Origin of the sequence: Streptomyces sp. NPDC020742 (assembly GCF_040641675.1) — a bacterium.
Taxonomy (GTDB): domain Bacteria; phylum Actinomycetota; class Actinomycetes; order Streptomycetales; family Streptomycetaceae; genus Streptomyces.
In genome coordinates, this window is record NZ_JBFAEA010000003.1 from 357,117 (window position 1) to 374,678 (window position 17,562).

Here is a 17,562-nt window from a genome sequence, read left to right on the forward strand (position 1 = left end):
GGCTGGAGGCACGCTCCACCACTGGGCGATGCCCTGAGCACCACGCTCACCCTGGCCAAGGCGCACTGCCTGATGGACCCACGGGCTTCGATCTTCCCCACGTGGGATGCCTGGGTGAACGCGATGCAGGTCGGCTCCGCGGTGTTCGCTGCCGCGACCACGACGGAAGCGCGAGTTCAGTGCCGCATTGCGCACCAGGATCGGATACTTCAGGCCACCGGCCCGCAGTGGTATGTGCACCCGAACGCCTGGCTCACCGCCTTCTACGTGGCCGTGGTGTGCCGGGAACGGGACAGGATCACGGCATTGCGAGGGGGGCGAGGGCGACGAGGCCCGAGATCTGGAAGGCTCGCTCCTCCTCGCTCCAGTACTCCTTGTGCCACTGGAGGGCGTTGGCCAGCGCCCGGTTGAAGCCGTCCCGGTCCTTGCGGACGATCCGGTGGAACATCTCCATCGGCGGGTACATCAGCTTGCCCACCGTCTCTGGGTCGGTGACGGTTTCCGGGTCCGTGCCGTCCACCGCGGCAACCAGCTTCTGGCCGAGGTCGGGGCCGCCGAGCCAGTAGGTCTGGAGGGTGTCGATCCAGGCGAATTGGAACTCGGCGAAGCGCGAGCCGTTCTCGCGCAACAGGGATAGCGGCACCTGGCACAGGGCCGTGGATCGAGCCTGCCGAGCTGGTGTCGTTGAGAGCGTCATCGATCTGGACACGTGAATTGTCAGTGGCTCCTACGGGGTGAGGGCGGGGCCCTCATGCTCCCCACCCCGGTATGTCCATACGTGGGTGGCGGTAGCCTGGGCCCTAGCTTGGATGATGCAAGGGGCCCAAGTGTGTCCGCGGGCGACCTCTCTGTTACCAGTCCCGGTCGAGGTCTCCGGTTTCCTCGTCCAGCAGGCCCCAGGCCATAGAGTCGGCGCGGCGGGCGGCGCGCAGCAGCCAGTCATACGTCTGGATCTCGATCCGGTCATTGGCGGAGCGGCGATCCCGGATCTCGCGGGCGCTGTCTGTCCCGTCCTCCCGCCCCATGATGATAAGTCCGCGTGCATCCATGGTGATGCCTGGGAGCTTCTCGCGGGTGGCCAGGAGATTGGTCTTCAACCACTCGCGCCAGTCCTGAATCTGTTAAATGGCATGGCGCAGCGTGGGAGATTCGCGCTGGTTGCCGGCGTTGGTGAGCCGCGCTGGGGGGCATTCGAGTTCGACGAGGTGCCAGCGCAACCCCGCCGAGGTCTGGCTGGCGATGAGGAAGTCCGAGACGTACTGGTCGCCCAGACGAACCTGCGGTCCGACCCATACCCCGTGGTTGCCCGTGATCACGTTGGCGAGGAGTGCTGGGTGGTTCTCCAGAACAACCTGCATCGGCCGTTCCTCGGTGGCACTGTCCAGCGCCTCATGGAGAGCTCGATAGTCCGCCAGCGAGGAGCGACGTGGGACCTTCCATTTGTCGAGCAGCGCGAGCTCTCGGTTGGTAACACGCTCAGGGTGCCGGTCCTCGACGGCGACTTCCTCACGTGCCCTGGTGGGAAGTTCATCGTGGTCAGCGTCACCGACCTTCGCGAGGCGCCTGACGGTGTGGGGCCATGCTCTCCTGCCGAGACCACCGCGGAAGTTCAGCCGGCCGTTGAGGCTGATCGAGCTGATCTGCCCGTACCGGCCCTCCTCGGGCTTCCTTCTCCTCACGGTGATGGCGACATCGCCCACCTCGGGGCGTAAGGGTAGCCCCGAAAAGTCGCGGACCCCGAGCATCAGCAGGGTGTACGGCTTGGCGGCTGCCACGGCCTTGGGCCGTCGCTGACGGCCACGTTCAGCCGCAAGCCACAGCGCGTGAAACCGACCCCTCTCCTCCTCCGCCACCGGACGGCTCACCGCCATGTCGCAGAGTTGCTGAACTACGCACAGGAGCTTCTCCCACCTTGGGAGCGCTTCTCCATGGAGCAGCTTCCCCACCATCTCGTGGCTGACTGTGTCCGGAAGGTCATCCCGTTCCCGGATCAGCTTGCTGATCCGGCTCGTACCGGGCATGGCGGCGTCCACGTAGAGGTCGTGCACAGCAGCTACGAGAGCACGCAGGGGACTGCGAGGCAGCTTGCCCTCATCCGGCATCGCGATCCCCACAGCCTGCCTCCCGCGATTGTCCAACTGGCCTTCAGATTCTTTCAGTTGCATTCAGGGTGCAGGGGGGCTATCGACTCACGACCACAAGCTGGAAGAGCGACGTCGCCTCCCATGTCACTTCCCTCGAAAGGGGATTCGCATGACTCCAACCGCGGAACCAAAGCGCCAGTCGGTCTTCCTCACCCTCGTCAGCGCAATCGTGTCTGGGGCCACCCGCGCGCTCGTCCGTTGGCTGCTCGATTGGGCGATCTCGGCATAGGCGAGACTGCAGCACGTAATGGCTGTTCGGAGCCCAGGTCTCTGGGCAGCCATTGCAGTGGGCGAGCCCGGTCGGTAACTGCCGGTTAGCGCGGCGCAGTTTCGACTACGCGCGGCACAGCACCGTGGACCTGTTCGCCGCGCTGAACACTGCCATCGGCAAGGTGATCGGGAAGCTCTCCCCGCAGCATCGGGCAATGCCAGGCCATCGATCGGAGCCTCCCTGCTCTGGCTGAAACTGTGGCTGATCGGTTCCGTGGAGTTACGGAAGGAGTAGCCTGACGGCGGACCAGCAGAGCCGTATACCCGGGCGGGGGGACTGTGGAACGGCGGGATGTTCAGGGACATTACGAGCGGCTTGCTGCCGACTACGACGAGCATGGGCTATATGGGGCGCACCACACCACCTGGATGTCTGCACGCATAGCCGAGACCCTGCGTCTGTCTTCCGCTGACCGCATCGCCGACATCGGCTGCGGCACAGGGATGTTCGCACGCGAGGTGGCGCGGATCAGCGACCCGCAGCATGACATCCTCTGCGTGGACCCTTCCCTGGCGATGCTGCACCAGCTCGGTACACCACCACCCGCTGGCCTGACGCCGATCGTAGCGTCGGCAGAAGACATGGCTGCAGGAAGCGCCCAGTTACCGTACGGGCAACTGGACGCCATCTGGCTGAAGGAGTCGGTGCATCACCTCGCCGATCCTGCATGGCCTAGCCGCTCGCCTTGCTCCCAGCGGTCGGCTACTCGTGGTCATGCTGCCGACCAGCATCGAATACCCGCTGTTCCAGGCTGCGCTCGACCGTTTCACGGAACTCCAGCCCAACCCCGAACTCATCGTCGACAGTCTACGGGCGGCCGGGTTGCAGACCACACTTCGCTACGTCGACTACCAGTTACGTCTCGATCGCGAGAAGTACATCGGGATGGTGCGGGCCCGCTACATGTCAGTGCTCTCCACGTTCTGTGACAGCGAGATCGAGAAGGGAATCGAGGAGATGAGAGCCGCGCATCCGGAGCCGGTGCTCGCCTTCCCCGACCGCTTCGCCTTCTTACTGGGCGTGAAGCCGGGTGAAGGGCGATGAGCATGGTGGTGGACGAACGGTTGCAGCGGCTCCGCAGCGAGCTCGATGACCACTCCCGTGTCGCTGATCGCCTCGGTCTGGACCTCGAACGTCCCTTGCGCAGCCTCAATGATGGCTATCCGGAGAACGCTGTCTCTCTCGTCGGCAAGCTGACGGAGAAGCTTCTCAAGGAGCTGTGGAGGCACCATGGCATCGAGGGCGACCCATCGGGCCGAGCCCTCAACGACCTGGTCAAGCGCTGTCAGCCGCACATCCGCAGCAGTACCGTCCTGAACGCGCTGGATGACATCCGTCGTCTGCGCAATCGGTCCACGCACGACGGCTACGACATCTCCGATGAGGACGGCCTGCTGGCGGTACGCCGACTCGTCGACGTCCTGGTCTGGTTCACAAGTACCAGCAGCTCCGCCCTGCTGGGCGGAGAGCCACACATGGCTCCCGAGGTCGCCCGTCGCTGCGAGTTCCTCGCCGGGCTGTACATCACCCTCGGCTACCGTCAAGCCAAGCGATTCGTCCTGACCTCCGACACGGTCTACCAGCTCTTCTGCCGTGAATCGGGCATGCGCCTGGAGTACGTAGAGCTGATGGTCTCGCAGGACGTGGACGACCTGCGCGCCGTACTCACCTCCAACGGCGGTGAACTGCTGCGCACCCGTCTGCCCAAACTCACCCGATTCGTCATCCTCGACGAGGCAGGTGAGGACGAGGAGTTGCCCGGGCCTGTCCGCGAACTGCTCGGCCGCGACTACCGGCTGGTGCGCTACGACAGCTTCATCGACAGGCACGTCGACATTGCCGCCCACCTGGCCGACGTGACCTCCGTGGACTGTGCCGAACCACGCAAGGCTGTCACCGCCACTGTGCTGTCCACCGATACCCACACGGGAGAGTCCCTCATCCAGACAGCCGAGGACGCAGCCACCCTCCTCGGCCGCCTTGCCCGTGGCCAAGCCAACGTTCTCATCATCGGTCGTCCCGGCAGCGGCAAAAGCACGCTGCTCCGAACACTGGCCGCGGACCCCGACGGACGGCGGTTTCGCTTCTACTTCGACCTCAGTCTCAAAGCGAGGGATGAGACCTCCCCCGAATACGCCGCACGCCTGCTGTCCCCGTGCATGACGGCGGACCGCTCCCGTGCGTATGACCTGTTCCTCTACCTGATCCGGTCCGGTTCTGCGTTGTGCGTCCTGGACGCGGTTGACGAGGGTGTGGACGAGGCCAGCCCCGCCGGCTTCCTGCGGCTCTTCGCGGATTTGGCCCCGGTGCTCTCCGCTGAGTCCACGGTGGTCATGAGCTCGCGGGTGTCGTTCCTCGCCGACTCCCCTCAGGTCCGCCAGCTGTTGGACAGCGGAGCGGCTCGGTCCGAGCAGCTGGTTGAGCAGATGTACGCGAACGGAGTCGACCCGGCCCGAGTGCCACACTTCCACCTCGTACGGCTCGCGGACCCCGATGCCACGTTCCTGGAGATGCGGCTGACCGCTCTCCTCCAGCCTGCCTCTCCGCAGCCCCTCGACGCGTTGCTCGGCGCGCACCTCACGAAGGCCCTCGCAGCCCAGGGTCAGGCCGATACTGAAGAGCGGCTGCCGGCAGTCTTCGGCAGGGCATTCCTCACTGATCAGACGGTCTTTTCCCTCGTCGACGTGCACCGCGATCTTGGCCCTGGCGCCTTCATCGGCGGTCGTCTCGAACTCGACAGCTGCGTGCTCGCCCCTCTGTTGCGGCCGGCCGGTCCGGACCAGGTTGCCTTCGTCCACACCGCCTACCAGGAGCTGCTGGCTGCCCGATTCCTTGCCACCCCGCGCGGTCGTGAAGAAGCGGCAGAGCTGCCTGGAGGTGCCTTCATCACCGAGCAGGTGCGAGCCTTCCTCGCCCGCATACCGACGGCTGTCTCTTCCGACGATTGCGTCCTTCCCGCTGGGGTTCACCTCGTCGGTCCGGCTGAACGGCTTTTGTTACGCCGCGTACGACACGCAGTCCGATTCGACCGCCACGCCGTCACGGTCGCCCGCTACCGCCGCTTCCTCGACGCCTTGCGGCCCGACGGCACCTCGCCCTGGGACCACCCCGACCAGCCAGACCATGTCACCCATACCCCCTGGACCGACCGGCTCCGCGAAGCGGATTACTACCGCAATGCCCGCTACGACGACTATCCAGCCATCTGCGTCAGCTGGTGGAGTGCCTTCGCGTTCGCAGCCTTCGAGGGCAAGCGCCTGCCCACCGCGCTGGAATGGGAAGCCGCCGCTCGCGGAACGGACGGCCGTCTCTTTCCCTGGGGTGACGACGCGGACGGCGCGCCGGTCAACTGCGCTGACACATGGGTCGGTCATCCCGTGGTGACCTTCCACGCCTGGCAGCAGGAGTTCGCCCAAGAGGCACTTCGCCGAGCTTGGGTCACCCCGGTCGGCGGGAGAGCCGCGAACCGTTCGCCGTACGGCATCACCGACATGGCGGGGAACGTCTGGGAGTGGACCTCCACCAGCCTGGATGACGCCGGCGAAGCGGTCATCTGCGGTGGCAGCTACGACAATCCGCTGCGCGCCGTGCAAGCGAGCAGCAAGGGCATCTACCGGAAACGTGGCTGCAGTAACGCGGTCGGTTTCCGTTGCGTACAGGACATCACCGACCCAGAGGCAGCCATCGCATGAGCGACGCACGGCACGGCATCATCGTCGACCGCCGGCCCACCGGCGGAGGACAGACCGGAACGGTGGGCGCCTTCATCGTCCAGGACGAGGCGGACGGTGGCCACTACACCTTCGACTACACGCAGATCGTCACCGAAGGCTTCCGCACCATCCGCACGGGCGAACGCGTACGGTTCCACGTGGCCGCAGACCGCCCCGGTGGCGCGGAGTTCGTGGTCAGGCTCGACCAGCCCGACCCTGCCGAGTACTACCGATGACCGTTGACCTGGAGGCTGTCGCCGGGGCGCGACAGATCCTCATGGTCGTGCTCCCGGTGCGGCTCCTGCGCACACCGGACTGGCTGGAGGGACCCTTCCCGTTCGAGCTCGGCAGCAGACGGACGGATGCGGCCACCCGCGCGACCTACTTCGCGCCCGCGTCCGCCAGAGTGCTGTACGGGTCCCCTGGGCGCCCCTGTCGCTGGCATCGGACGATGTCACTCGTCCACGACGGGCTGCGGCTGCACGGCATGGAGCTGCTGCGTACCGCCACGGGACGGAGCCATGGACACGCTCTGGCGGTGCTGCACTTCACCGTAGAGAGACCACTGCTTCCGGTACTGCGAGCGATAGGCCACCGGCCCGATGCCGGCCCCGACCCACTCACCGGCCCGTTCGCGCCGCAGGAGCTCTTCGGACAGGTGGCCGAGGTCCGCGATGGCACCGCCGAGTTCGCGATAGCCCGCCCGTACACCATCGCCCTCCTCACCCCAGAAGCCCGCCACACTCCCGCGCTTCGGTCTGAGCCCACGGCAGCACTCCCGCCTACCGCCGACCACTGGCTGTGGCAGCTGGCATCCCGTTCCACACCACGCGACTTTCCGCTCGCTCCGGAAACCGCCGCCGACGAATTCGATCAGGCTGTGCGCATCTCCGCCGACTGGAGTGCTCTGGTGCTGCGGCACAGCGCCGCATTCCTCGGTCATCGCGCCGACGCCGGCGAGGGCGACTTCTACGATTTCGGGGCCTTGCATGCCCGCACGGTCTACCTCGACGCACTGCTACTCGGCACGCTCCAGCGTGACCACATCGACCGACTCACCGACGAACTCTCCGGGGTATTCGACGGCCCGCATCTTTCCACCCAAGTCGGATCGTTGGAAAGGAACATCGCGCTCTTCCGCAGTACGTACTGGCGCCAACACCTGACCGCCCACGGCCCGGCTAACGAGCTACTGCTTGCCTTCCAGGCTCAGTACCGATTGCCCGAGCGTTTCGCAGAGATACTGGCCGAGGCCGCGGACTACAGCCGACTGGTCCAGAACCAGGAGAGCCAGCAGATCAGCGGCGCTCTCGGAGTCCTCACCATCCTCGGCCTCCCCCTCGGCACAGCTCTCAGCGTCCTCCAGGTCCTCGGCGACCAGTCCGCCACCCACCTGCTCGTCGCCCTCGGCCTGTCGGTCGCCGCTACCGCCGCTGCCCTCACTACAAGGTACGGGCGCCTCGTCATCTCCTCCCTCCGGGGTGGTGCCGACCCTCAACCGCCCGCCTAAGACCGTGTCCTATGTGGCAAGTCGGGTGAGGTGGAGGACTCGCTCCGATCTACCAGATGCCGTTCGCGAGGTGACGCGGGTAGCGTAGCCTCCGGACAGATCGCACCACGAGAGTCCACCTGCTCCAGGAGTGAGGTACATGTCCGTTCGATCGCCGCGACCTCTTGGAGCGGCCTTTCGTTCTCGCGCGTCGGCAGCCGTCATCTCGACTGTGTCCGCTGCGGCCATAGCCGTTGTCATCAACGTGTGGACGACCAGTTGGACTTGGCCCACCGGGGTCGGCCTCGGCACACTGCTTCTGATTCAGGCGCTCTTCGAATGGAGCCGGGCCCGTACCGCCGACGACCCCCCTTCGTCCCCGTCCCGCTGGACGGTGGAGCAAGACTTCGCGGATGTCTCGGACAGCAACATCACCGCAGCACACCGTCCCGCGGGAGGCGGTGACGCGGAAGTACGGCAGCGTCTTGGCGCGGTGAGCCGGTCCACAATCGTCGGTATTGACGGCAACAGGAACCAGTGACGTTCGACAAAGGGCCGGGGATCCCGGCAGAACTGGCCGGACAGTCCAACTCTTTCGTCGGGCGGGAATGGGCCCTGGCAGAGATCGCGTCCTGGTACGAGACCACCGGACCGCTTCTCGTCATATCGGCAGAACCAGGGGTCGGCAAGTCCGCGCTCGCAGTACGGCTGGCCCAGGTCTCGCTCGGCGAGGTGCCGTCCCCACAGGGAATTGGACCGGGATGGCTGCACGCGTGGCACTTCTGCCAGGCCCAGCGATTCGGTTCGCTAAACATTCGCGGTGTGCTGGAACAAGTGGCTGGCCAGTTGTGCGCCACGCTCCCGGGATACGCCGAAGCCGTGGCGTACCACGCTCCGGCCACCATCGCGGTCAACCAGGAGTTCACGGGGCCCGTACGGGACTCCACCGTCATCGGGATCAACCAGCTGGTCCTCCCGGACGCCGAACCGCGTCATCTGCTGGACAGCCTGTTCCGACAGCCGCTGTCCGCACTCGGCACCCACGCCGTCATCCTGCTTGACGCTGTGGACGAGACCGAAGAACAGATCGAGGGGCCGCAGACGCTGGCCCGGCTGCTGTCCACGCTGCGCACCGACCCCGTGCCAGGGCTGCGTCTTGTGCTCACCGCACGCGACGGCCCCACTGCTGAGCGCTTCTCTCATGGTCGGCGATTGCGGCTCCGACACGACGAACCCGCGGGGACGCACGACGTGCGCACCTATCTATTGGGCCGCCTCCACGACAGAGGAATCGCCGACCCCACGCGTGTCGCGCAATCGATCGCTCACGTCGCCGACGGCAACTTCCTGTATGCCGCCCTTGCCGCGTCCGAGGACGCTGAACGGCTGCGTCTCCTTGCCTCAGGCGAGCGTGTTCTGCCGCGCGGGCTAGCGGACCTCTACAGCAGCTTCCTCGACCGTCAAGTGACCGCCGACCCCCGCAGGTGGCGCGACGTCATCCGCCCGGTTCTCGGTCTCCTGGTTCAGAGCCGAGGCAATGGACTCACACGACGTCAGCTGACCCAACTGTCCGGTCTCCGTCAATCAGCCGTCGACGACGCATTGGAGCTGTGCGCTCCGTATCTACGGGGCGCGCGGCCCGACGGTCCCTTTATTCCCTTCCACGGATCATTGCGCGACCATCTCCGCTCGGAGTCCCGACACGGCATCTATCCACAAGAGTCGACAGAGCGGATCACCGCGACGCTCCGCGCCGACGCCACCGATTCCCATGGCGTGGAGCATCTCTTGGGCTACATGGCCGACCGTGTCCGGCTCATGACGCCCGGCACAGGCGGCGAGCTCACCGCCGACCTTGACGGACGGGAACCGCGAGCACTGCGCGAGCTGGAGGAGGCCGTCACCGACTGCGGCTATCTGAGCGCGCGCATCACCGCGACGGGCGTGGACTCGCTCCTGAACGAGATCACTGCTCTGCATGACCTGCTTCCGGAGAACCCGGTACTCGGTTCGATGCGCGGGGTACTCGGACGTCAGGCGCACAACCTGCGTAGCGGGGGATCGGAGCGGAGGACGTCGTTCACCGCCCAACAGCTCTTGTACGAGTGCTCGGTGAGCGGGCAATCCGGTCTCCTCTGCCCTCGGGTCCCCGAACACGACTCGGTCATCGCGACCTTGTGGAGCGCCGCGAGCGAAAACTCCCGGCTGTTGTCCCACACGCTCGCCACCAGCGAATACAGCGCGGACGCTGTGGCCATGTCCGAGGACGGAACCAGAACTGCGCTCTGCTGGTACACCCGGCACAGGAACGGCATGCACAGGACCGTCCAGGTCTTCGACACGGAAACCGGTTCGACGATTCGAGAGTTCCCACTCACCGAGAACAAGATGAAGGTGTTCAGTCTCCGCTTCAGCGACGACAGTCGGCGACTCGTAGCCCTGCGGATAGACCGAACGGGCATGGTCTGGGACCTGTCCTCCGGAACGGGAAAACCGCTGACGCCCGACGAGTTCACCGAACTCCAGCCCTCCTACAAGCCGACGGAACTCCCGCCCTATGCCTTACCCGAGCAGGTCGGCCCGCAGGATCTCGCGAACTTGATCGTAGCGGGCACACCGGATCGCCGGTATGCAGCCGTCTGCGACCACGGGCGCCACTCAGTGATCGTTTGGGACCTCGCCAACCGCTCCATTCTGGGGCACTTCGACACCGGCCTCGTCCGATCCCTGGCCATCTCACCTGACGGCCAGTGGGTGGTCGTGGGCTCGGCCTACGGTGGAGTCCACGTCCTCAGCCCCTTGTCTCCCGCGCCACGGCTCTCACTGGACGGTCACCGGGGCACGGTGCGCACGGCATCGTTGCGCGATGGCCATGCGGCGATACTGGGCAATGACGGCGACCTGAAGATCTGGGACGTAGCCACGGGGCGACTGCTGCGCACGGTGCGCAGACCACATTCTCCACACGGCGAAGACGCTCTCGCCTTGGACGGCGAGGCCGATCTGTGCGTCGTGGGGGCCTACGGCGGCGACGCCACAATCCTTGACCTGCGGCGTGGGTCCCGGATACGCCCGCTCATGGTCAACGGCAAGCCCTGCGACGAGAACTGGCGGACACGCGACGGCGCCCGCGACGAGGCGCTGCCTCCGGTGGGAGGTGGTGACTGCCCACGCGCGCACTGGCCGACGCACATCAACGAGCGCCACGGCTCCCCCGTGTCGGCCCTCGACATCTCACCTGACGGTCGCCGCATCGTGACCGGAACCCTCAACGGCGTGGTCCGTGTCTGGGATGCGGCCTCCGGCGATCTCGTACGCGAAGTGACACGGGACGGGTACCTCGTCCGGGCCGCCCGGTTCACGCCGGACGGAAACCACCTCGTCACCGTCGCCCAACTCGGCGGCCCATACCGCGCGCAATGGTTGGGAGTGGAAAAGTGGAGTCTCGACACTGGCGAGCTAACCCAGGTGTTGTGGCCCGACGAGACAGAGCCGCCCCTCCACCTCCCCGCTGATGAAGAGGTCGCCGCTCTCACCAGAGACGGCCGCTACCTCGCGACGGGGCACCAGAGCGGCACGGTCACGGTGCACGACCTCGCAGGCCGGGAACGGGTCGGTCGCCTGGTGTTGCACGGTGCCATCACGTGCCTGGCCTTCGACGGGCCGCGACTCCTGGCCGGTACAGCCACAGGTGACGTCACACTGACTGACGTGCGGTCGGCCCCTGAGCCAGCACACGGTTGAGCGTCGCCGCCTGTTCAGCTTCCCGGACCGCCTGCCGCTAGCCCTGGCGCGCCGTGTGGGTGAGCAGACGATGACGAGGAGGTTCACGGCAAACTCCCTAGGACGGCGGAACGTTGACGTGACCAGAGGTCGTCGGACCGGCGTGAGCCTGAGTGCGACCGGGCGAAGATGAAGACCGGCGAACACACCGAGCCAGAGACGAGGGTGCACAACGATCAGACGGAGCGCGAAGTAGAGCTCTCCGCGCTAGAGCTTGTCTGATAGGTCCGATGACGACGCTCGTCTTCGACCGTTCTGCTCGGCGTGGCCCTCACTGGCCGTCTCATACCTCATACGGGAACCACGTCTCGAAAGGTAGGACAGCCTGTAGCCCACTGCCTCCCCATCGGGGCGAAGTTGCCGGCGCTCGGGCTGCCGGGGTCACCACGCGGGGCGAGGTCAGTAGGACGTTGGTATCCGGCAGACAGTCCGTGAAGGTCCGCCTAGCCTTGTGGTATGGCAACTGGATCGAGAGCAGGGGCACCGGGGCGGCACACGGTCAGATATCGGGATGTCGTGCGTGCCGGGTTCCATCACGACATGAGGCAACAAGCCCCTTCCGAGAGAGCACGGATCTGGAGCATCATAAGCTCCATCACCACGCTGAGCACTTATGAGAGACGCAGGGTTCAGGCCGCGTATATTCGTGCTTGGAGGCGCGATCCGTGGCATTCCGGCCCCTTCTATCGAGTCGCTTCTTTCGTCGTGCTGGCCGTCGTTTCTGTGTTCTATGCGATTGCCATCGGAGTCATAGATGGATCTTACGGCGATTCCTTCTACCAGGAGCATTCGTCCTTACTGGCCATGGCGCTCACGATAGTTGGCATTGTCGCCATTAATGCAATATTAGCTGTTTGGTATGCCCGGACGCACGAGTTCGCGGGACCTATGGCTCGACGATCTGACCTTCTCCTGGTTCGCCTTATCGGAATTGTCGCCCAAGCACACAAATGGCGGTACGCCTGGTGGACGAAGAGTGAGTGCCGTCGCCTGCGGGTGATGATTGATTCAGCTGCGCGAGAAATTGATGTAACTCGGGTTCGACTGAGGCGTACGGAATTCTTGATGGAGATCTCATTGCGTCGAGAAATTCGTATCCAGAACAAGCGGATCGCGAAGATTCTCCGCGATCATTCCCGGGCTCTAGCGAAAGCGGGGAACCAAGCCGACTACGAGCGGGTTCTTGCGTCATTGACCGGCGGATTGTTGGCTGCGGCTCGCGACGACTGGGATGCGCTCCTCGATGGCGCTCCCGAGGTGACTAGGAGCTCGTTGGCGACGCAGATGCTCACGCGCCTATGGCCCGCTGTGCTGCTCCTGGGATCTGCAACTGTCCTCCCTCTGATCCCCGCGTTCAGCGAATCAGCTGACGACATCCGCAAGTTCCTCCTCCCCATGGGCATTATCGCGGCGCTCGGCGCATCGGAGACAGTCGCCAGCTCGGTCCGCGGAGTCCTTGACAAGGTGATCTTTGGAGCCAAATGAGCGGTGGCTGCCGACGCCTGAGACGGCTTCGTGCACCTGCGTACGGGCAGGGAGAGATGGGCAACCCCACGGAGGGAGACACAGAGGGCGAGCTGAGCATTCCTAGCCTCCGGTGATTCCGTGGGTATGCGAGGAGGAGGAACTAGCCGTCGCATGGAATGAGTTGACCCTATACATCATGTTATCGATTCCTCCAACGCCCCCACTGCCCAGTCCCGGTGGGGTGGTGGGGATCGTGTCTCGCCCGGCCCCACCGTGGACATGCCTTGGCGGTTGCGCATCGCCGGAGCGCAGCCGGGCTGCCGGGCGTCTCCGGGCGTTGGCGTTTTACGGGCCTACGTCGAGGACTCGCTCCATGACGGTTTCGAAGAAGTCCTGGAACTCAGTAAGGCCGTGCAGCGGTGGAAGTCCAGCGGCCACGCTTCCGTGCCACGCGGCGCCCACCATGAGCTCTGCGGCCTCGTACCACTCCTCGTCGCCGTGCTCCTGGACCCGGGAGGCAGCAGCCATGGCACGGGCGGCCTTCCTGGCGGCGACTGCAGCTGGCGTATCGGGGCCGATGAGCTTGTCTGCGCTCTCGTACGTGAAGGGGCGGCGCCCCTCAGAACGGATGACGTCTGAGCACATCAGGGGGTCGGAGTCGAACACACCGACCGCAGCGCGTGCCAGGCGGCGGCCGTCGGGTACGGCTCCCGCCCGGGACAGAGCGAGGAACGCCGCGTGGTAGATCTCCGCGCCCGGTTCGAAGCCGGCTTCCAGGAATCCCTCTCGCCTCATCACCGCATTCCCCGCTTCCAGGCAGACAGCCCGCGCCTTCTCAACCTTCGTCGGGTCAGTGTCGATGAACTCGTTCTCGATATGGGCGTAAGCGCCGACCCACATGCCGCGCTCCGCGAGGACGAGCGCGATACGGGTCAGGGAGTCGGCGGTGGTGGTGAGGCCAGCCGTACGCATTGCGTCGGCAAGGTCCAGTTCTTCCTGGGCGGGGGCGAACAGGCGAAGGGCGGTGGTGTACTTCACGCCACTGGCGGCCTGGATCTGTCGGGCAACGCGTGCAGCGCGGGTCTGGAATTTGGGCACCGCAGTCTCGGATTCCGGCGGACTCCGCCCACGCCTGCCCGCCTCGTCGGCCGATGTTGATGTCGTCCTTCAGAGCGCGGGCCGTTGGCCTTGGCCGATGCTCACCTGCGGCGTGGGCGCTGGTGTCGGCGAGTGGCAGTACGCGTCTAGCCACCAGGCAGGCTACCAGCCATTCTCAAGGCCAATCTCGACAGCAATCAACCGTGTCAACGCCGGGACGGGCGTATAGCCCCCAGGGTCGTGGCGCGCCGGACGCGCAGGGTTGGCAACCGCTACCCGACACCGTGGAGCTGCGCGTCATGAATGGGGATCAGAAGGAAGGGGCAAGGCGCCAGGGCAACTTGTACGACGCCTCGCAGACCCGGCACACGACCGTGTACAGGGCAGCGATCGGGCTCATCTCCTTGGCCGGCTCGGTCGGGTACTGGGCACCGCGGCCCGCCACGACGAGCCGGGGCTCGGCACAGTCGCATTCCCCTGTCGCCTTGCGACGACAGCGCTTCGTCGCGGGCGGGGAAACCAGGTGGTCCTCCACGCACTGGTCTGGAGCGCGTCGATCGGACCTTGCGGTGACGCCTCATGTTGCGCTCGACCGCTGCTTGCACTCTGCGGTGGGGAAGAGCAGGAGCATCCCCACCAGAAGCCGGAACACCGTACCGTCACCCTGACAGGGCCTCTCAACTTCGGCAGGCACGCATCCGCAGCCCAAGAGGGGAGGCAGCCTCTGGGCGATCAGCGCCTTCCCTCGTGGCGCCATACGGTCGAATCGCCTGTTCAGAGGGCTCGCCAGGCAGCCCATTCCGGGGACTTTTCGAGGACTTTCTGGTCTGTCAGGGGGACTTTCCGCCGCCTAAACAGGCAAGGCCCCGAAAGACCGGAAAGGGCCTAGCACCGGAAAGAAGGTGAATGGCGCGACGTTCCGGTGCAGGAATTCTTCACTGCCTTTGCCGAACGGTTCCCCATTCTCAACCAGCAGGGCTGGATAACATACCCCGGACTCGTCCGAGCTTCCTGGGATCGGGCCATCAAGCGGCTGGGGCTTCGGCAATACACACCCCATGGCCTGAGGCACAAATGGGCGCCGTGACCTTGACGAACGGAGTGTCCATTCACGAGGTGTCCCGGTGGTTGGGGCACCGGTCCATCAAGGTCACGGTCGACCGCTACGGTCACCTCACCCAGGACGGGCGCGAGCGCTGCCGTCAGGTGGTGGCGGCGACCTTCCAGGGCTACCTGCCGGAGGAGCTGTCGGTCGGGTTGGCGGCGTGAGCCGCTACAGGATTCCGAGCTCTCGCAGGACCCGGTGCTGACTTGGTGCTGACTTCACCGGGAAGTAGAGGTAACAGACCCCTCCCGAACCGCTCTTGACCTGGCCGTTTGCATCGTGGCGCTTCGTCCTCAGCCAAATGTTCTCGAACTGCCGGCGCCGGTAGACGCGCCGGACCGCCTTGTCGTCGGGCGAGGCGGGGTCGTTGGCGATGACGTCGCCGTCCTGGGTGAAGCCGATGACGGTCATCAGGTGGCCGGCGGTGCCGTAGCCCGCGCCGTCGAGTTCGGTCTTGAGGAAGGACTGGGAGGTGATGAGCGGGATTCCGGTGTGGATGAGGCGCTCGGCGTCGTTGAGGGAGGACAGGCGGGCGACGGTGGCCTGGAGGTCCCGGTAGGTGGCGGCGTAGGCGGCGTTGAAGGGCCAGTTGCCGCAGCCTTCGTACTGGTAGTCGAAGGCGTAGCGGGCGGCGTGGCAGACCTGGGGGTCGGCGTAGTCGGGGTCGACCCAGGAGAGCTGCTGCTGAGTGGGCTTGCGGCCCCAGTACTCGATGATCATCTGGGAGGAGGTGGGGCTGCACCAGGCCTCGCCACCGTTGTCGTACTCGGGGTACTGGCCCTTGTGGATCTCCTGCGAGTAGCGCGGTACGACCAGCTCCCGGCCGACCCGTACGGGCTTCGAGGCCGGCACCTCGAAGCGGTCGGGGAGGTCCGAGGCCATGGCGCCCAGCCGCCAGACGGTGGGGGTGAGCGAGGTGCCGGGCCTGCGGTGGAGGGTGAGCCGTAGCTGATACGACGTCAGGCGGAGGCCGCCGGCGGGGTCGTCGAGGGCGAAGGTGTCGGTGGAGATGCTGCTCTTTCCGTCCTTCTGGCCGTCGACGGAGGTGCGGCGGATGTCGGCGTCGCCGTCGCCGGCGGTCCAGCGCCCCATGACGTACCAGGGGGTGCCGGTGCCGTCGCTGTACCTGCCGCGCAGTTCGACGGTGATCCAGGTGCCGGGCGGGGTGTGGGCGTTCCAGGAGGCGACGGCCTCCGTGGCCGGTACGGCGAGGGGGTGGACCGGGGAGGTCCAGGTGGCGTACTCCCAGGCGGCGGTCCGGCCGGTGTGCGGGTCCCGGTAGTCGGCGGTGCCGACGGGGCGGGCGATGACCACGCCGGGGCGCGGGCCGTGCGCGGTGCGGGTGCCCCGCGCGGTGCCCTGGTCCCAGTCGGCGGCGGTGGTCCAGGCGTGATGGTCCACGAGGCTCTTCGTTCGATGCGCGGCGTCCGGGGCGGTGGGGTCGGTGGCGGGGGCCGCGCCGCCCGCGGAGGCGCCGCGGGGCTCGTCGGCCTGGGCGGTGGGGGCGGCGACACCCGCCGCGGCGGCGAGCGCGGCGGCCAGGACGGTACGACGGGGCGCGGAACGGGTCATGGAGTGTCCCCCAGTCGGATGCGGACGGTCGGGTGCGCGGGGCCGGGCGGGCACGGACGGCTCGGCAGTGGCTCAACTATTGCCGCTCGGGACCTGCTGCGGAAGGCGGTGCGGGGCGCGTCGCGCCACCAATATTGGTCCACACCACTGAGGGCGGCGGCGGAGGCCGGCGACGTACGCTGGCGCGGTGAACCGTGCACTGGCCCCGCTCGCCGCCCGTCTGCGCACCCTGCCGCCGTCGTGCGGACCGGTGCGGCTGATCGCCGTGGACGGGCACGCGGGCTCGGGCAAGAGCACCTTCACCGGGCGGCTGGCGGACGCGCTGGGCGGTGCCCCGGTAGTGCACACCGACGACCTCGCCACCCATGAGGAGCTGTTCGCCTGGGACAAGCGGTTCCGTACGCAGGTGCTGGAGCCGCTCTCCCGCGGCGGGACGGCCCGGTACGGGGTCTACGACTGGGTGCGCGGGGAGTTCACCGAGGAGCGGGTGCTGGCGCCCGCTCCGGTGGTGCTGGTCGAGGGCGTCGGCACCGGACGGCGGGCACTGCGGCCCTGGCTCGCCTGCCTGTTGTGGATGGAACTGGCGAGCGATCATTCCTGGGAAAGGGGTCAACTCCGGGACGGACCGGACCTCGCCGCGTTCTGGAGTGGCTGGATTCCGGCGGAGCGCGCGCACTTCGCGGCGGACCCCTCGCGCCCCTACGCCGATTTTCTGGTGCACCAGGGGAAGTTGGGGTACGAGGTGCGCGAGGGACCGTCCTCGACACCATGACAGCCCCCGCATTTCACGCTCCGTAGTCGACCTTGGCCGACGCGCCGCGAGTCGCCGACAGGGTCCCGCCGAGTCCCCCAACTCGGCTTGACCTGGGGGGCGTACAGGACTTACGTTCTCAATGTGCGGTTCAACGGACCGCCCGCAG

14 protein-coding genes and 1 pseudogene are annotated in these 17,562 nt (G+C 66.4%); 10 read left to right on the forward strand and 5 right to left on the reverse strand.

Going from position 1 to position 17,562, the window contains the following annotated elements:
- Window positions 1–123: 123 nt before the first annotated feature.
- The gene (locus AB0G84_RS09020; protein ID WP_361317861.1) at window positions 124–411 is read left to right on the forward strand and encodes an Imm49 family immunity protein; all 288 of its coding nucleotides are present in this window, start codon (window positions 124–126) and stop codon (window positions 409–411) included.
- On the opposite strand, the gene AB0G84_RS09025 is transcribed toward AB0G84_RS09020, so the two are convergent.
- From AB0G84_RS09025 to AB0G84_RS09035, 3 genes are all read right to left on the reverse strand, one after another.
- Window positions 299–643, reverse strand: a complete 345-nt coding sequence (locus tag AB0G84_RS09025) for an immunity 49 family protein (protein ID WP_361317609.1) — start codon at window positions 641–643, stop codon at window positions 299–301. The two genes, AB0G84_RS09020 and AB0G84_RS09025, sit on opposite strands and share 113 nt — an antisense overlap.
- A gap of 208 nt (window positions 644–851) precedes the next feature.
- Window positions 852–1,097 carry a hypothetical protein gene (locus AB0G84_RS09030; RefSeq protein ID WP_361317612.1) on the reverse strand — a complete coding sequence of 82 codons (246 nt, stop codon included), beginning with the start codon at window positions 1,095–1,097 and terminating at the stop codon, window positions 852–854.
- A 24-nt stretch (window positions 1,098–1,121) separates the two neighbouring features.
- Window positions 1,122–2,048, reverse strand: a complete 927-nt coding sequence (locus tag AB0G84_RS09035) for a hypothetical protein (RefSeq protein WP_361317615.1) — start codon at window positions 2,046–2,048, stop codon at window positions 1,122–1,124.
- An 810-nt stretch (window positions 2,049–2,858) separates the two neighbouring features.
- On the opposite strand from AB0G84_RS09035, the pseudogene AB0G84_RS09040 reads away from it, so the two are divergent.
- From AB0G84_RS09040 to AB0G84_RS09070, 7 genes and pseudogenes are all read left to right on the forward strand, one after another.
- Window positions 2,859–3,029 (forward strand): annotated as a pseudogene (locus AB0G84_RS09040) (class I SAM-dependent methyltransferase); the annotation flags it as partial.
- 100 nt (window positions 3,030–3,129) lie between these two features.
- Window positions 3,130–3,459 carry a hypothetical protein gene (locus tag AB0G84_RS09045; protein ID WP_361317873.1) on the forward strand — a complete coding sequence of 110 codons (330 nt, stop codon included), beginning with the start codon at window positions 3,130–3,132 and terminating at the stop codon, window positions 3,457–3,459.
- A complete protein-coding gene (locus AB0G84_RS09050) occupies window positions 3,456–6,107 on the forward strand; it encodes an SUMF1/EgtB/PvdO family nonheme iron enzyme (protein WP_361317618.1) in 2,652 nt (883 codons plus the stop codon). The genes AB0G84_RS09045 and AB0G84_RS09050 overlap by 4 nt, the downstream gene beginning before the upstream one ends.
- Window positions 6,104–6,364, forward strand: coding sequence for a hypothetical protein (locus tag AB0G84_RS09055; protein WP_361317621.1), 261 nt, complete (start codon window positions 6,104–6,106; stop codon window positions 6,362–6,364). The genes AB0G84_RS09050 and AB0G84_RS09055 overlap by 4 nt, the downstream gene beginning before the upstream one ends.
- Window positions 6,361–7,638 (forward strand): hypothetical protein, encoded by a 1,278-nt coding sequence (locus AB0G84_RS09060; protein ID WP_361317623.1) that lies wholly within the window; start codon window positions 6,361–6,363, stop codon window positions 7,636–7,638. The genes AB0G84_RS09055 and AB0G84_RS09060 overlap by 4 nt, the downstream gene beginning before the upstream one ends.
- A 516-nt stretch (window positions 7,639–8,154) precedes the next feature.
- Entirely contained in the window at window positions 8,155–11,361 is a 3,207-nt protein-coding gene (locus tag AB0G84_RS09065) for a hypothetical protein (RefSeq protein WP_361317625.1), read from the forward strand.
- 1,104 nt (window positions 11,362–12,465) lie between these two features.
- On the forward strand, window positions 12,466–12,885 hold the full coding sequence (locus tag AB0G84_RS09070) for a hypothetical protein (protein WP_361317628.1): 420 nt from the start codon (window positions 12,466–12,468) through the stop codon (window positions 12,883–12,885).
- A gap of 327 nt (window positions 12,886–13,212) precedes the next feature.
- Here the strand turns inward: AB0G84_RS09070 and AB0G84_RS09075 are convergent, their stop codons facing one another.
- Window positions 13,213–13,905, reverse strand: a complete 693-nt coding sequence (locus AB0G84_RS09075; RefSeq protein WP_361317631.1) for a hypothetical protein — start codon at window positions 13,903–13,905, stop codon at window positions 13,213–13,215.
- Window positions 13,906–15,048: 1,143 nt separating this feature from the next.
- Between AB0G84_RS09075 and AB0G84_RS09080 the strand changes: the two genes are divergently transcribed.
- Entirely contained in the window at window positions 15,049–15,234 is a 186-nt protein-coding gene (locus AB0G84_RS09080) for a hypothetical protein (protein ID WP_361317634.1), read from the forward strand.
- Window positions 15,235–15,238: 4 nt separating this feature from the next.
- On the opposite strand, the gene AB0G84_RS09085 is transcribed toward AB0G84_RS09080, so the two are convergent.
- Window positions 15,239–16,642, reverse strand: coding sequence for a peptidase C39 family protein (locus AB0G84_RS09085; RefSeq protein ID WP_361317637.1), 1,404 nt, complete (start codon window positions 16,640–16,642; stop codon window positions 15,239–15,241).
- Window positions 16,643–16,829: 187 nt separating this feature from the next.
- Here AB0G84_RS09085 and AB0G84_RS09090 point away from each other — a divergent pair, with 187 nt between their 5' ends.
- Window positions 16,830–17,414 carry a hypothetical protein gene (locus AB0G84_RS09090; protein ID WP_361317639.1) on the forward strand — a complete coding sequence of 195 codons (585 nt, stop codon included), beginning with the start codon at window positions 16,830–16,832 and terminating at the stop codon, window positions 17,412–17,414.
- Window positions 17,415–17,562: the final 148 nt, after the last annotated feature.

Coding starts and splice junctions, on each gene's coding strand:
- AB0G84_RS09020 (WP_361317861.1), top strand. CDS start 124: ATGCAGGTCGGCTCCGCGGTGTTCGCTGCCGCGACCACGACGGAAGCG.
- AB0G84_RS09045 (WP_361317873.1), top strand. CDS start 3,130: ATGCTGCCGACCAGCATCGAATACCCGCTGTTCCAGGCTGCGCTCGAC.
- AB0G84_RS09050 (WP_361317618.1), top strand. CDS start 3,456: ATGAGCATGGTGGTGGACGAACGGTTGCAGCGGCTCCGCAGCGAGCTC.
- AB0G84_RS09055 (WP_361317621.1), top strand. CDS start 6,104: ATGAGCGACGCACGGCACGGCATCATCGTCGACCGCCGGCCCACCGGC.
- AB0G84_RS09060 (WP_361317623.1), top strand. CDS start 6,361: ATGACCGTTGACCTGGAGGCTGTCGCCGGGGCGCGACAGATCCTCATG.
- AB0G84_RS09070 (WP_361317628.1), top strand. CDS start 12,466: ATGGAGATCTCATTGCGTCGAGAAATTCGTATCCAGAACAAGCGGATC.
- AB0G84_RS09085 (WP_361317637.1), bottom strand. CDS start 16,642: ATGACCCGTTCCGCGCCCCGTCGTACCGTCCTGGCCGCCGCGCTCGCC.